This is a genomic window from Rhizobium sp. BR 362 (assembly GCF_036528765.1).
Taxonomy (GTDB): Bacteria; Pseudomonadota; Alphaproteobacteria; order Rhizobiales; family Rhizobiaceae; genus Rhizobium.
The window spans coordinates 104369-118627 of record NZ_JARWGH010000014.1; the positions used below are offsets into that span (position 1 = coordinate 104369).

Sequence of the window (14259 nt, forward strand, 5' to 3'; positions counted from 1 at the left end):
CTACACGATTACGCTGTCAATAAAAAGTCAGTCGCGTCTCGCCAAAGATGTTAGCTCCGGTCATCATCATCCGCCTCTCGCGAGCGCAAGCCGAGCGGGCGTCCAAGGCCGGTGAGATTGCGGGCGCCGGCGAGAAGAACCTTGGCATATTCGTAAAGCATCGTGCGCAGCGCGTTGGGATCGGTGAACCAGTTCTTCGTCTTGAGATCGGAATTGACCACCGGGTAGGGGATGAAATCGGTGCCCGGATCGACATATTTCAACTCGGCGAGGCTGCGCGGCATATGATAGTTGTTGGTCACCACCAGAATGCTCTTGTAGCCTCTGGCGTGAATCCATTTCGCGGCCTCGCGCGCATTGCCGATGGTGTCGAGGGCGTCATAGCCGACATCGACGCAGCAGTTGAAGAGGCTGACGGGGCTTTGGGTCAGTTTGCGGATTTGCGACGGCGTGGTGGTCGGATGGACGCCCGAGATCAGCAGCCGGTTGCCGGCGCCGGTGCGCAGCAGTTCCACGGCCTGACCTATGCGCTGATAGCCGCCGGTCAATACCACGATGGCATCGGCCTTCGGCTCCGGCGGCGGCTTCAGCGTGGTGATCGAATCGGCGAAATGCAGGAAACCGCCGAAGACAATGGCGACAAGGATGATGAAGCCGAAGCCGCCCCAGCGCAAAAACCGGCGGAAGAGGCTACGCCGCACAGGCCTATCGCCGCGGGGTTGCTCCCGCAACGTCTGCGAACTCACGGTCTTGCGAGTCGTCAGGTCCATGCTCATGATTCGTCATTATGCGCAAATTGCGGCAAGTAACGGGTCGTTAGATCGTAAAAAATCATCGCCGTAGCGTCAATTCTGCACAGTTTCGGTCCTCCCCGGGTCGGAACGGATCAAATCGATCTCGTAAATGGTGCGCATGACGGTGAAACGCGCCGTGATCGTGGTGAGCAGGGCGATGATGATCATGGTGGCGAGAATACCGAGATAGCCGAGCGCGCCGACCGAGAATGTGCCGAACAGAGCGGTTGCCTGATCGGTCTGCGGCGTTGCGATCGTGCGGCTTTGCAGAAAGCCGGCGCTGGCGAAGAACAGGGCGGCAAGCGCGCTGCCGGCAGCCGAACCTTTCAAACTGATCTTCAGAAAATGCTTCTGGAATTCGGTAGCGACAAAGGTGCCCTCGGCGCCGACGAAGTGCAGCACCTCGACGATGTGGCGGTTGCTCGATAGCGCGCCGCGTGTCGCAAAAACCACCGTCAGCACCATGGCGGTGAAAACCAGGAGCAGCACGCCGGTGCCGATGAGGACGGTGGTATGCGCCATCGAGACGAGCCGATCGACCCAGGTGCGATGATCATCCAGCGTCGCCTGCGGAATCTGATCCTTGAGGAGATTGCGCATCGCCTCTAAATCGGGCGGATGCGTTTCGTCGATGGTGATGATTACCAGGCGCGGGACGGGCAGCTCCTTAAGATCGAGGCCGGCGCCGAGCCAGGGTTCGAGCAGGCGGGCCGTCGCCGCCTCGTCGACGATCTGGCCGCTTTTGGTGCCGACGAAACCAAGCGCAATGTCGCGAGCGCTGGCGAGCGCCCTATCCATGTCGAGATTGTCGTCCGGCTTGATCTGTATGGTGATTTCGCGGGAAATCTGGCTCTCCCAGCTTGCCGCCGTGGAGCGCACCATGCTGACGGCGCCGAGCGTCAGGCAGGCAAGGAAAGCCATGATGGCGATGACGACGATCAGCGCATTCCCCTGGATGTTGGAGGACGGCACGATCGGTCCGGTGGGGCGCACGCGCATTTCCGGCCGACGCCTTTCCGGCGAAGGTGCGGCGGGTCTTTCCTGGTTGTTGGCAGCCCCGGCATTCGAGGCTTTCCTGCGGGGAGCGGGCTCAGTCATAGATATCGAGATGCCCTCCCGATAGAATCATGCGCCGGGCTTCGATCTGATCCATGAGAGTGAGGTCGTGGGTGGCGATGACCACCGCTGTGCCGAGGCGATTGAGTTCGAGGAAGAGGTTGAGCAGCCGCCGCGCCATGGGGGGATCGACATTGCCGGTCGGCTCGTCGGCCAGCAGGATCTCCGGGCGGTCGATCAGGGCGCGGGCAATGGCGGCGCGCTGCTTCTCGCCGCCCGACAGCACCGGCGGCAACACATTGATGCGTTCGCCGAGCCCGACCCATTTCAATAGTTCCAGCACGTCGGTGCGATAGGAGCTTTCCTCCTTGCCGCGCACGCGCAGGGGCAGCGCGACGTTTTCATAGGTCGTCAAATGCTCGAGCAGGCGGAAATCCTGGAAGACGATGCCGACGCGGCGGCGCAGGAGCGGCAGTTCGTTGCGCGGGATCGAGGAAATCTCGCGGTCGAACATGCGGATCAGTCCGCGGGTCGGCTGCAGCGACATGAAGAGAAGCCGAAGCAACGTCGTCTTGCCGGCACCGGAAGGTCCCGTCAGGAACTGGAACGATTTTTTCGGAATGTCGAAGGTCAGGTCTCGGAGGATTTCCGGGCCCATACCATAGCGCAAACCGACGTTCTCAAAATGAATCAACGGGCAGTCCACTCTTCCGCAGGGTTCAATCAGGCGACTTGTTAACCAAGGGCGTTAACAGCCGGTAAATTTTGCTGGAAAGGCGCCCGATTCATGGCGATCTTTGCGAAGCATTAACCATTAAAATTTACGACTGGGCAGGATTCGTTTCAATGCCCAGAATTCAGATGGGTGTTGAAACCATGTGGATCACCGGAAAGGGAGATCGTCATGGGCACTTTTCGCCACCGTCAGCAACAGGCGGGATTGATCTATGACCTGCTGCCGCCCGAGCGCGGATTGGGTTCGGGACTAACGCGCCGCTTCGATCCGAAACCGGATGTCGTCGACGCAGAGTTCGTGACGGTCATCCCCAGCCGCATCAGAACCGCTTCGACCAGCAATGGCCACAACACGGCTTCCCGCTCGGCACAGCGGTCAGGGCCGGCTCCCAAAGGCGCCGTCCTTCATGCATTTAAAGGCCTGCATCTTGCCGAGAGCTGGCTGCAGCGGGCCTCGCGCCGCAGCTTCGTGGCACTCATCGTTGCGCTGGCCATTCTCGTTTTTGGCCTTGCCGGCGGATTCTCGGGATTGTCAGGTACGCCGGCGCAGGCGACGTCGGAGCCGCTGCAGTTCTCCCATGTGACGTTGACGCCGCGCGACGAGAACGGCATGCGGGTGCTCACCGTCAACGGCATCATCGAAAACGAGACCGGCGCCACGCTCTCGGTCCCGCCCGTCCGCGCCGATATTTTCTCCGGTGGGCAATTGCTGTCGAGCGTCGTGGTGAACCCGCAGGTCAACCGCATCGGACCGCATGAGAGCCGCGGATTTTCCACGCGATTACAGCATCCCGGTGGAAAAATGCCGGATGTTCGCCTTTCCTTTATGCCCTAGGGGGTGTGTCGGCCCTCAGGATTGTGCTACGGGCTAGAGCTTGATCGGCGGACAAGCGCCGCAACAGCCATGGAGCATGCCAATCAATGCCTGTCGTACGCGGGAAGAATATCGAGCCGCTTTTCACCGCCGAGCAGATCGCCGAGCGTAATCGCGCCATGGCGAAGGAAATCGCCAGCGGGCCGACGAAGGACCTCCTCGTCATTGCCATTCTCAAGGGCTCGTTCATCTTCGCCGCCGATCTGCTGCGTGCGCTGCATGAGACGGGACTGGCGCCGGAAGTCGAATTCATCACGCTGTCGAGCTATGGCGCGGGCACGGTCTCCCAGGGCGTGCGTATCGTCAAGGACATCGACAGCGATGTCCGGGATCGCGATGTGCTGCTGATCGACGACATTCTGGAATCCGGCCGCACACTGCGATTCGCCAAGGAATTGCTCTACGAGCGCGGTGCCCGCCACGTCACGCTCGCGGTGCTGCTCGACAAGAGCGTCAAGCGCCAGGAAGAGCTGGAGGCCGATTATGTCGGCTTCGAATGCCCCGACTATTTCGTCGTCGGCTACGGCATGGACGTTGCCTATGCCTTCCGTGAGCTGCCCTTTGTCGGCGTGGTAACCGGGGACGCCTGAGACTTCGGGGCCAGAAATGGCTGTCAGTTTTGGGACAATCCGATGCTCATGCAATCTGTCCCAATACGCTCCAGCGATGACGACTCATTAACCACGGAGCCGCATCGCACCGCCGTCGTTTACCGATCGCAAACGGAATTCTGGTGATTTCGGTCGCGGAACATGACGGACCACGGAGCATAGACCATGGCAAAAATTCTGATCACCGAAGATGAGGACTCTCTTCGCACCTTTGTCGCCCGCGCCCTGCGCCTGGACGGCCACGAGACCGAAGAGGCGGCCGACGGCGCCGAAGGTTTGGAAAAACTGAAGCAGGGAGCTTACGACCTGCTGCTCTCCGATATCCGCATGCCGGTCATGGATGGTATCGAACTGGCCCATCAGGCTGCCTCGACCTGCCCTGGCATGAAGATCCTCTTGATGACCGGCTATGCCGAGCAGCGCGAGCGCGCCGACGACCTTATGGAAAAGATTGTCGACGTCGTTTCCAAGCCCTTTGCTTTGCCGGATATCCGCAAGGCGGTGGCTCGGGCGCTGGCTGCTTAGCGGCAAAAGCGGAATGGGCTTCGCCGACGGCGGCGAAGCTGGCGTGACCCTTATTGGCCCATGTCGAGCAGGCGCTCGAGATAACGCCGTTCCTCCGACAATGACGGATTGTTGCTCAAGCGCTCGCGGATCGCATCGAGAATTTCGCGGGCACGCTGGGTATCGATGATGTTCGGTATCTTATTCTCGTTTGTCTCGTCAAAGAAACTGCCATCGCTGCGCTCGCGTCCCAGCGGATCGCGGCCGTTCTGATTGCCCTGGCCGACCTGACCCTGCTGCTGGCCTTGACCTTGACCCTGCTGCTGTTGCATCTGCGCCATGAGCTGGTTCATCATATCGCGCGTACCCTTGCGCAAGGCGTCAAGCGCGCGGCCCTGGCCCTGCACGGCGCCTTCGCCATTGCCCTGGGCGAGGTCGCCGGAGGCGCCCTTCATTTCCTGTTGGGCCTTGCCGTAATTCTGGTTCGGCTTCATGCCCATGGAGCCGAGGTCCTTCTGCAGCTCGCCGAGCTGCTTGCCGAGTTCATCCTGCTGCTTGCGCAATTGCTTCAGGGCATCACGCAGTTGATCGGCGGTCATGTTATCCGTCTGATTGCCGCCCTGCTGCTTCTGGCCCTGCTGGTCCTGGCCTTGCTGCCGATCCTGTTGGCCCATATCCGGCTGCCCCATGTTCGGCTGTGTCGGATCGTTCAGATCGGGCATAGGTTGGTTCAGCGCATCGTCGCCATCCTCATTGGGATCGCCGCGCTGCATGCGGTCGCGCATCGCCTGATCGAGCTTGAAGGTCTGCTCCATCAGCTTCTGCTGGTCGCGCAGGATGCGGCCGAGCTTGTCCATCTGCTGGCGCATCTTGTCGTTGGCTTCGTTCTGCTGCTGGTTCTGGCCGCGCTGCGGTCTTCCGGCCTGCAGGCTGTTCATCATCTGCTGCAGTTCGGAGAGCATCTGCTGCGCCGCTTCGCGATTGCCGGAGCGGGCGAGATTTTCGATCTGGTCCATCATCCGCTGCAGATCCTGTTGGCGCAGGATATTCGCCGACTTCTGGTTCGGCTGCGCCGGCATGTTCTTCATGCGCTCGGCGAGCTCCCTCATATAGTCGTTCATCGCCTTGCGCAGTTCGTCCGTCAGCTTCTTGATCTCGGCGTCGGATGCATTACGCTGCAGGGCCTCGGATAGCTTCTGCTGGGCGTCTCGCAGGGCTTTTTCCGCATCGGTCAGTTGCGCGTCTTCCATGCCGAGCGCGATCTGCCAGAGGTAGTCGGCAGTATCCTTCAGGGCGGCATCGCCGCGCGCGATTTTCATGCGTGTCAGCGCCGATTCGAGCAGCAGATAGTTGCCAAGATCCGGGATCGTCTCATTCGGACGGATCGTCAGCGACTGATTGAGTTCGATCGCTTCGGGCATCTTGCGGGTGTCCAGCGCGAAAACCTGGCGCTCCTCGGCAACGGCGGCGGCGAGCGGCTCACTGAAATTGCGCGAGGGGAGGGTCATTTCATAGGGTGCGCTGCGGCCCGTCTGGCCAGCGCCGTCGCGAGCGACGAGGCTGACGCGCACTTGCTTGCCGGCAAGCGGATCCTGCGTCAGGTCATGGCTCGCCAATCCCTTGCCGTTACGCCGGTCGCGACGCGATATCTCCAGCTTGTATTCCGGCAGACCGTAAAGCGGCGTGGCCATGGGATCGGTATCGACAGGTACGATTTCGGCATGGGCCTCCTCGACGCCGTAATCGTCCTTGACCTTGAAGCCGATTTCGAGCGCGCCGTTGGGTGTTGCATGCGGAATGCCGTCGAATGCGATTTCCGGCGGCTTATCGGTGACCACTTTGAAAGACCAGGATTTGCCGTTGACGGTGAGCTTGCCGCCCTTTTCGAGCTTCAATACATGGGTGCGGGCGGTCATGGCGTCGACAACAGCCGGGGCGGCGGCACTATTCGACACCGGCTGCGCAGCCGGAGGCGTGGCGGCGTTGCCGGCAACGGGCGGCTGCTTGCCGGCATCCGCGGCCTGCTCGGGGATCTCGGCACCGGTGTCGCTGCCGGCGGTCTGGAAAAGGACTTTCTCATCCGTCGAAGCGCCGGTGACGCGCACGGTGAGTTCCGAGAATTGCGGGATGTTGACGCTGTCACCCGTGTTGGCGGCACTGCCCGTGAGGTAGACGGGGGCTTCACCGGTGTAATAGGGCGGCGTCACCCAGGCGTCGACGCGCACGTCCGGATTAACAGAGGTCACGGCCGGAGCGGTGAACGCATCCGTCAGCGAGCCGCCGCTGTTGGACATGGAAAAGCTGAAGGCCGTCACCAGCAGCAGCGCCGGAATGGTGCGGAGCGCGAAACGGTCGTAACGGGCGATATCGGGGCGGGGCAGGCCGGCGTCCAGGGCGGCGATCCGCGCGGCCATGCGCGCTTGATGCTCCCGCCACAGCGCCCGGGCAAAGGGCGTGTCGAAAGCCGGCTCGTCCTCCTGCACGGTAACCGGCTGGTGGGCGAGGCCATTGCGCTCCTCCAGCATCCGGTCGGCTTCAGCGACCGTCGGCCAGCGCAGGCGGCGGAAGGGAACAACGGAAATGGCGAAGGCGATGGCGAAAACGGCAAGCAGGACGAAGCGCAGTGCATCGGGCGCGATGCGGAAAATGCCGAACCATGCTGCCGAGACGAACAGAGCCAGGATCGAAAGCGGCACCAGGAGCAGGGGCAAGATCTGCTCAGAGGCCAATACCAGCCGCGCGAAGAGACGCTTGACCGCAACCAGCCGCGCCAGCGCCGGACGGGTGGCGAGCGCGCCCTTCTTGAGGTTGCTGGGGCTGGTCATCGGTCCGGTTTTCTCCCCGATCTGACGTTGATGGCTATCTCTCCGTTCGAGATGGTGGGGCGTCGCATGGGCCCGCAATCACGGCGCCCGGCGAGACGCCTTTTACAGGAAGATAACATTCTTTGTGGCGAAGACGAGGGCAAGCGGCAGTAAAGGCCGCTTTTTCATCGGATTTCGCCGAAACGTGATTGAGCGGCTTGGTTGGGCAAGGCGCGTGAATCCCACCGAAATCGGCTTGGATTTTCGAATTACGCGTCGAACCAGGGCGGGATCGAATCGAGCCCGATCAGCTCTTCATAGGTCTTGCGTGGGCGAATGACGTGGAAATCGCTGCCCTTGACCAGCACTTCGGGCACCAGAAGCCGGCTGTTATAGGTGCCGGCCTGTACCGCGCCGTAAGCGCCGCCGGAGCTGATGGCCAGAAGATCGCCGGGCTTCGGCATCGCCATTTCCCGATCGAGCGCCAAATAGTCGCCAGTTTCGCAGACCGGGCCGACGACATCGGCCTTGATGCGCGGGGCATTGGCGGCGGTGATCTCGACAGCGCGAATTTCGTGATAGGCCTCGTAAAGTGTCGGGCGGATCAGATCGTTCATCGCGCCGTCGACAATGACGAAGGTCTTGTGGCCGCCGTCCTTCACGTAGATCACCTCGGTCACCAGGATACCGGCATTGCCGACGATCAGGCGGCCGGGCTCGGTGACGATCTTGCAGTTCAAGCCGCTCAACTGGTTCTTGACGATATGGGCATAGGCTTCCGGCACCGGCGGCGGATCGTTGTCGTCGCGATAGGGAATACCGAGGCCACCGCCGATATCGACATGATGAATATCGTGACCGTCGCCGCGCAGCGTCTCGACGAGATCGCGCAGCAGCTTGAAGGCGTCTTCGAAGGGCTGCAGCTCGGTGATCTGGCTGCCGATATGCATGTCGATGCCGGTGACTTTGATGCCCGGCAGATTGGCGGCGCGGCCGTAGACGGCGCGGGCACGCTCCCAGGAGATGCCGAACTTGTTTTCCTTCTTGCCGGTCGAAATCTTCGCATGGGTGCGGGCATCGACGTCGGGATTGATGCGGAAGGAGACAGGCGCGATCTTGCCGGCGCGGACGGCGCGCTGGTTCAGCACTTCCAGCTCCGGCTCGGATTCGACGTTGAAGCAATAGATGCCCGCTTCGAGCGCCACATCCATTTCTCCAGCCGTCTTGCCGACGCCGGAGAACATGATGCGGCTTGCCGGAATGCCTGCGGCCAGGGCGCGATGCAGTTCGCCGACGGAAACGACGTCGACGCCGGCGCCGAGCCGGCCGAGCGTCTTCAGCACCGCCTGGTTGGAATTGGCCTTCATCGCATAGCAGACCATGGCGTCGACATCGCCGAATGCTTCGGAGAAGACGCGATAGTGACGCTCGAGCGTTGCCGTCGAATAGATGTAGAAGGGCGTGCCGACAGCCTTGGCGATCTCGGGAACGGGAACGTCCTCGGCGTAGAGAATGCCGTCGCGATACTGAAAATGGTTCACGGTCGAGACCTGTTTAGAGAAGCGGATCGAGGAGGAACTTCTTGTCCTCGGTGCCCGGCTGTTTCGTCGGCTTGTTGACGTCGCCGCCCTTGGTCGCTGCTGCGCTTGGCGGATCGAGATCCCCTTTGCGGCCACATCCGACGACGGCAAGGCCGATGACCGAAAGCACGACGGTCAGGCGGATGATCTGCGGCATGTTGATCTGCATCGAAATCCTCTTGGGCGGCAAACGCGGAAGCAGTCCTTCATAGCGAAGTTTCCGAGCCTTGTGCACCCTGATTGTTGATTGTGATTTTCGGCGATTTTCTCAGTTGCGAGCGCGCCAGAAGGCGATCTGCTTGCGCACTTCCGACGGCGCCGTGCCACCATAGCTCTTGCGGCTGGCAACCGAGGCTTCGACGGTCAGGACGTCGAAGATCTTGGCCGTGATCGCTGGATGGATCGCCTGCAGCTCTTCGAGCGACAGTTCGGCGAGATCGCAGGACTTGCTCTCGGCAAGGGCGACAGCCCGGCCGGTGACGTGATGGGCGTCGCGGAAGGGCAGGCCTGCCTCGCGCACCAGCCAGTCGGCAAGATCGGTCGCGGTCGAATAGCCGGAGCCGGCGGCCGCCTTCATGCGGGCAGTATTGATCGTCATGTCGCGTACCATGCCGGTCATGGCGGCGATCGCCAGTTCCAGGCTTTCGGCGGCGTCGAACACCTGTTCCTTGTCTTCCTGCATGTCCTTGGAATAGGCGAGCGGCAGACCCTTCATGATCGTCAGGAGCGCCACCAGTGAGCCGTTGATGCGTCCGGTCTTGGCGCGAACGAGCTCGGCCGCATCCGGGTTCTTCTTCTGCGGCATGATGGAGGAGCCGGTCGAGAAGGCATCCGAGAGGCGCACGAAGCCGAACTGCGGCGTCGACCAGATGACGATCTCCTCGGCGAGTCGTGACAGGTGCATACCGGCGATGGCGGCGATCGACAGGAATTCGAGGGCGAAATCGCGGTCGGAGACCGTGTCGATCGAATTGCGGGTCGGCTCGCGGAAGCCGAGAGCCTTGGCCGTCATGTGGCGGTCGATCGGGAAACCGGTGCCGGCAAGGGCTGCGGCGCCGATCGGCGATTCGTCCATATGCTCGATGGCGTGGCGCACGCGCGAACGGTCGCGGCCGAACATTTCGACATAGGCCATGCAATGATGGCCGAAGGTGACGGGCTGCGCCGTCTGCAGATGGGTGAAGCCGGGCATGACGCTATCGGCGTGTTCCTCGGCGCGGTCGAGGAAGGCTGACATAAGCTCCGTCAGCGCCTGCTCACATTTCTGCAGCTCTTCCTTGACCCAGAGGCGGAAATCGAGCGCCACCTGGTCGTTGCGCGAACGGGCTGTGTGAAGACGTCCGGCAGCAGGGCCGATCAGGGTCGCAAGCCGCGCCTCGACATTCATGTGAATGTCTTCGAGTCGGCGGGAGAACTCGAAATTGCCGCTCTCGATCTCTGACAGGATCGTGTTCAGGCCGTGAACGATCTTGTCTTTATCCTCGGTTGAAATGATGCCTTGATGGGCAAGCATGCCGGCATGCGCGATTGAGCCGCGGATATCCTGTGCAAACAGCTTCTTGTCGAAATCGATCGAGGCATTTATCTCCTCCATGATCGCCGCGGGGCCGGAGGCGAAACGTCCGCCCCACATCTGGTTGGAGGATTTGGTGTCCGTGCCGTCAGCCATGAGATGCCTACCTGGAGAATGTAATGACAGCAAAGAAGCCGTTCGGTCTGCCGTCCGTGAAACTCGTTCTGCTTGCCGCCGTCGCTGGGGTTATTGCCGGCGCGGCAGCGGTATACGTGAAGGAGGCGGGGTATGGCAATGGCGTTGGTGAAACGGCCTCGGCCGGACAATGCGAGTCGGCAAAGGGTCGCGTTGCTGCTCTGTCGCCCTTTACCAAGGGGCAGGTCGCCGCGATGGCCGCGCCGCCGACGCCGATCTCGCTGCAGAACGTTGCCTTCAAGGGCCAGGACGGACAGCCGCTATCGGTCGGCAGTTTCTCCGGCAAGACCTTGCTGCTCAATGTCTGGGCGACATGGTGCGTGCCGTGCCGTGAGGAAATGCCGGCGCTGAACGCGCTGCAGAAAAGCATGGGCAACGACAAGTTCGAAGTCGTCGCGGTCAATATCGACACGGGCGACGATGAAAAGCCGAAGGCGTTCCGCACGGATTACGGCATCGACAAGCTCGGCTATTACCGTGACAGCACTATGGGAGTCTTCAATACACTGAAGAAGCAGGGGCTGGCTTTCGGTCTTCCGGTGACGCTGCTGATCGACGGCAAGGGCTGCCTCATCTCGGCCATGAACGGGCCGGCGGCGTGGGACAGCGACGATGCGAAGCATCTGGTGAAGGCGGCGGCGGGGATTTGAGCAATCTTGGTGTCTTATCATCCGCCCTCGCCCTTCGAGGGTCGCTACGCTCCCACCTCTGGGTGAGGGCTAACCTGTTCCGCTCGTTGAAACTTCCGCCATTCGCCGCATGATCCGGTTGATTGGCAGTGGCTTTGTTCCGCCCTCATGGTGAGGTGCGCTGGCGACAGAGCGTAGCAACGGCGCCAGGGCCTCGAACCACAAGGGTCGGCCCCGAGGCTGCCATAAGACTATCGTGTCGGAACCGGCGTTTCGCCGCGGTAATCGTAGAAGCCGCGGCCGGATTTGCGGCCGAGCCAGCCGGCTTCGACATATTTCACCAACAGCGGGCAGGGGCGATACTTGGAGTCGGCCAGACCGTCATGCAGCACCTGCATGATCGACAGGCAGGTGTCCAGCCCGATGAAATCGGCGAGCTGCAGCGGGCCCATCGGATGGTTGGCGCCGAGGCGCATGGCGGTGTCGATGGCATCGACGGTGCCGACGCCTTCGTAAAGCGTATAGATCGCCTCGTTGATCATCGGCAGCAGAATGCGGTTGACGATGAAGGCCGGGAAGTCTTCGGCCACCGTAATCGTCTTTTCCAGCGAGGTGACGTATTCCTTGGCCGCGGAGAAGGTCGATTCCTCGGTGGCGATGCCGCGCACCAGCTCGACCAGCTTCATCACCGGCACCGGGTTCATGAAGTGGATGCCCATGAAGCATTCGGGCCGGTCGGTCGCGGATGCGAGGCGGGTGATCGACAGCGACGACGTGTTGGTGGCGAGGATGGCCTCGGGCTTCAGGATCGGACAGACCTGGGCGTAGATCTTGCGCTTGACGCTTTCGTCCTCGGTCGCGGCCTCGATGGCGAGATCGACGTGGGCGAGGTCGTTGAGATCGGCGGAACCGGTGATGCGCGACAACGCCGCCTTGCGATCTTCATCGCTCATCTTGCCGGAGGCCACGTGGCGGGCAAGGTTGCCGTTGATGGTGGCGAGGCCGCTCTCGATACGATCCTGCGACAGATCGTAGATGTGAACCTTGTAGCCGGCCAAGGCGGATACGTGGGCAATACCGCAGCCCATCTGGCCCGCGCCGATAATACCGATCGTCTTCAGCGAACTCATTGCCAACTCCCCGGCGGCGCGTTCTTGCTGGCGCGCCATGCTTTTCATCACAAATTTGCCGGACTATTTCTAGCCCGGCAAGATTGATAGCTCTATAAAGGACAATTTTCCAGTCTTTCGCAACTGCGAAAGAGATTGATCGGCGCGATCACAGCGCCTTTTCGAGTTCCGGCAGTGCCTCGAAGAGATCGGCGACGAGGCCGTAGTCGGCGATCTGGAAGATCGGTGCCTCCTCGTCCTTGTTGATGGCGACGATGACTTTGCTGTCCTTCATGCCGGCGAGATGCTGGATCGCCCCGGAAATGCCGCAGGCAATATAGAGCTGCGGTGCCACCACCTTGCCGGTCTGGCCGACCTGCCAGTCGTTCGGAGCATAACCGGCATCGACGGCAGCACGGCTTGCACCGACGGCAGCACCGAGCTTGTCGGCAACCGGCAGGATGACTTGCCTGAACTTTTCCGCCGATCCGAGTGCGCGCCCACCCGAGATGATGATCTTCGCCGAGGTCAGTTCCGGACGATCGGACGTCGACAGTGCATCGGCGACGAAGGTCGAAAGACCGGGATTGGCGACCGCCGGGATCGCTTCGACAGTGGCAGCGCCGCCTTCAGCAGCAGAAGCGAAAGAGGCGGTGCGCACGGTGATGACGCGTCTGGCATCGCTTGCCTGCACCGTCTGGATGGCATTGCCGGCATAGATCGGCCGCTTGAAGGTATCGGATGACACGACCTCGATGATTTCCGAGACCTGGGCGACATCGAGGAGGGCTGCCACACGCGGCATGACATTCTTGCCGACCGAGGTGGCGGCGGAAAGGATGGTGTCGTAGCCTGCCGMCAGCGAGACGATGAGATCGGCAAGCGGCTCGGCRAGATTGTTGGCAAGCTCGTCGCTTTCGGCCAGCAGCACCTTGGAAACKCCTAAAAGCTTGGCGGCGGCATCGGCAGCGCCCTTGGCGKYTTTGCCKGCRACSAGMAYATGCACGTCGCCTCCGATCTTTGAGGCCGCCGTCAGCGCCTTGGCGGTCTGGTCGGAAAGGGTTTGATTGTCGTGATCAGCCAGAAGAAGAATGGCCATGGTGAAGTTCTCCCTTTCCTATCAGAGCACGCCGGCTTCGGTCTTGAGCTTTTCGACCAGCTCGGCGACCGACTTGACCTTGACGCCGGCCTTGCGGCCGGACGGCTCTTCGGTCTTCAGCACCTTCAGGCGCGGTGTCGTATCGACGCCGAAATCGGCCGGTGCCTTCTTGTCGAGCGGCTTCTTCTTTGCCTTCATGATGTTCGGCAGCGAGGCATAACGCGGCTCGTTGAGGCGAAGGTCTGTCGTCACCACCGCCGGAAGTTTGACCTCGATGGTCTGCAGGCCGCCGTCGACCTCACGGGTGACCTGGGCTTTTCCCTCGCCGATCTCGATCTTCGAGGCGAAGGTCGCCTGCGCGGCACCGAGCAATGCCGCCAGCATCTGGCCGGTCTGATTGCAATCGTCATCGATCGCCTGCTTGCCGACGATGATCAGGCCCGGCTGTTCGGCATCGGCGACGCCTTTGAGGATCTTGGCGACGGCGAGCGGTTCGACCTGATCGTCGGTTTCGACCAGGATGGCGCGGTCCGCCCCCATGGCAAGCGCCGTGCGCAGCGTCTCCTCCGCCTTGGCCGGGCCGATCGACACGACCACCACTTCCTCGGCCTTGCCGGCTTCCTTCAGCCGCAGCGCTTCTTCGACCGAAATCTCGTCGAACGGGTTCATCGACATCTTCACATTCGCAAGCTCGACGCCCGAACCGTCCGGCTTCACCCGGATCTTCACGTTGTAATCAACCACCCGCTTCACGGG

14 protein-coding genes are annotated in these 14259 nt (G+C 61.6%); 4 read left to right on the forward strand and 10 right to left on the reverse strand.

The annotated features are described in order from the left end of the window. Positions 1-50 precede the first annotated feature (50 nt). The 3 genes from QDY28_RS18525 to ftsE form a co-directional block, all read right to left on the reverse strand. A complete protein-coding gene (locus QDY28_RS18525; protein WP_331383118.1) occupies positions 51-776 on the reverse strand; it encodes a YdcF family protein in 726 nt (241 codons plus the stop codon). Positions 777-845: 69 nt separating this feature from the next. Further along, on the reverse strand, positions 846-1892 hold the full coding sequence (locus QDY28_RS18530) for a cell division protein FtsX (protein WP_442967553.1): 1047 nt from the start codon (positions 1890-1892) through the stop codon (positions 846-848). Further along, complete coding sequence (gene ftsE, locus QDY28_RS18535; protein ID WP_028754819.1) at positions 1885-2544, reverse strand: cell division ATP-binding protein FtsE; 660 nt, start codon at positions 2542-2544, stop codon at positions 1885-1887. The genes QDY28_RS18530 and ftsE overlap by 8 nt, the downstream gene beginning before the upstream one ends. 210 nt (positions 2545-2754) lie before the next feature. Between ftsE and QDY28_RS18540 the strand changes: the two genes are divergently transcribed. From QDY28_RS18540 to QDY28_RS18550, 3 genes are all read left to right on the forward strand, one after another. Further along, a complete protein-coding gene (locus QDY28_RS18540) occupies positions 2755-3420 on the forward strand; it encodes a hypothetical protein (RefSeq protein ID WP_331383119.1) in 666 nt (221 codons plus the stop codon). Between the two features lie 86 nt (positions 3421-3506). After that, entirely contained in the window at positions 3507-4049 is a 543-nt protein-coding gene (gene hpt / locus QDY28_RS18545; protein WP_104824523.1) for a hypoxanthine phosphoribosyltransferase, read from the forward strand. A gap of 186 nt (positions 4050-4235) precedes the next feature. Beyond that, positions 4236-4595, forward strand: coding sequence for a response regulator (locus QDY28_RS18550; RefSeq protein WP_028754822.1), 360 nt, complete (start codon positions 4236-4238; stop codon positions 4593-4595). A gap of 50 nt (positions 4596-4645) precedes the next feature. Here QDY28_RS18550 and QDY28_RS18555 read toward each other — a convergent pair whose 3' ends face one another. From QDY28_RS18555 to argH, 4 genes are all read right to left on the reverse strand, one after another. Beyond that, positions 4646-7399 carry a TIGR02302 family protein gene (locus QDY28_RS18555; protein ID WP_331383120.1) on the reverse strand — a complete coding sequence of 918 codons (2754 nt, stop codon included), beginning with the start codon at positions 7397-7399 and terminating at the stop codon, positions 4646-4648. 248 nt (positions 7400-7647) lie between these two features. Continuing rightward, complete coding sequence (gene lysA, locus QDY28_RS18560; protein WP_331383121.1) at positions 7648-8919, reverse strand: diaminopimelate decarboxylase; 1272 nt, start codon at positions 8917-8919, stop codon at positions 7648-7650. 13 nt (positions 8920-8932) lie between these two features. Then, positions 8933-9127 carry an LPS translocon maturation chaperone LptM gene (lptM, locus tag QDY28_RS18565; RefSeq protein WP_331383122.1) on the reverse strand — a complete coding sequence of 65 codons (195 nt, stop codon included), beginning with the start codon at positions 9125-9127 and terminating at the stop codon, positions 8933-8935. A gap of 99 nt (positions 9128-9226) precedes the next feature. Further along, the gene (gene argH / locus QDY28_RS18570; RefSeq protein WP_331383123.1) at positions 9227-10627 is read right to left on the reverse strand and encodes an argininosuccinate lyase; all 1401 of its coding nucleotides are present in this window, start codon (positions 10625-10627) and stop codon (positions 9227-9229) included. Positions 10628-10650: 23 nt separating this feature from the next. Here argH and tlpA point away from each other — a divergent pair, with 23 nt between their 5' ends. Continuing rightward, positions 10651-11316: a thiol:disulfide interchange protein TlpA gene (gene tlpA / locus QDY28_RS18575; protein WP_331383124.1), complete on the forward strand. Its 666-nt coding sequence runs from the start codon at positions 10651-10653 to the stop codon at positions 11314-11316. A 230-nt stretch (positions 11317-11546) separates the two neighbouring features. Here the strand turns inward: tlpA and QDY28_RS18580 are convergent, their stop codons facing one another. The 3 genes from QDY28_RS18580 to QDY28_RS18590 all read right to left on the reverse strand — a co-directional run. Further along, the gene (locus QDY28_RS18580) at positions 11547-12425 is read right to left on the reverse strand and encodes a 3-hydroxybutyryl-CoA dehydrogenase (RefSeq protein WP_331383125.1); all 879 of its coding nucleotides are present in this window, start codon (positions 12423-12425) and stop codon (positions 11547-11549) included. Positions 12426-12573: 148 nt separating this feature from the next. Then, positions 12574-13503 (reverse strand): electron transfer flavoprotein subunit alpha/FixB family protein, encoded by a 930-nt coding sequence (locus QDY28_RS18585; protein ID WP_331383126.1) that lies wholly within the window; start codon positions 13501-13503, stop codon positions 12574-12576. Positions 13504-13524: 21 nt separating this feature from the next. After that, positions 13525-14259, reverse strand: a 735-nt coding sequence (locus tag QDY28_RS18590; protein ID WP_331383127.1) for an electron transfer flavoprotein subunit beta/FixA family protein, incomplete at its 5' end; no start/stop codon positions are given.

Excerpts from the sequence above, each read along its gene's own strand:
- QDY28_RS18525 (WP_331383118.1), bottom strand. The coding sequence starts at position 776 with ATGAGCATGGACCTGACGACTCGCAAGACCGTGAGTTCGCAGACGTTG.
- QDY28_RS18530 (WP_442967553.1), bottom strand. The coding sequence starts at position 1,892 with ATGACTGAGCCCGCTCCCCGCAGGAAAGCCTCGAATGCCGGGGCTGCC.
- QDY28_RS18540 (WP_331383119.1), top strand. The coding sequence starts at position 2,755 with ATGGGCACTTTTCGCCACCGTCAGCAACAGGCGGGATTGATCTATGAC.
- hpt (WP_104824523.1), top strand. The coding sequence starts at position 3,507 with ATGCCTGTCGTACGCGGGAAGAATATCGAGCCGCTTTTCACCGCCGAG.
- QDY28_RS18550 (WP_028754822.1), top strand. The coding sequence starts at position 4,236 with ATGGCAAAAATTCTGATCACCGAAGATGAGGACTCTCTTCGCACCTTT.
- QDY28_RS18555 (WP_331383120.1), bottom strand. The coding sequence starts at position 7,399 with ATGACCAGCCCCAGCAACCTCAAGAAGGGCGCGCTCGCCACCCGTCCG.
- lptM (WP_331383122.1), bottom strand. The coding sequence starts at position 9,127 with ATGCAGATCAACATGCCGCAGATCATCCGCCTGACCGTCGTGCTTTCG.
- argH (WP_331383123.1), bottom strand. The coding sequence starts at position 10,627 with ATGGCTGACGGCACGGACACCAAATCCTCCAACCAGATGTGGGGCGGA.
- tlpA (WP_331383124.1), top strand. The coding sequence starts at position 10,651 with ATGACAGCAAAGAAGCCGTTCGGTCTGCCGTCCGTGAAACTCGTTCTG.
- QDY28_RS18580 (WP_331383125.1), bottom strand. The coding sequence starts at position 12,425 with ATGAGTTCGCTGAAGACGATCGGTATTATCGGCGCGGGCCAGATGGGC.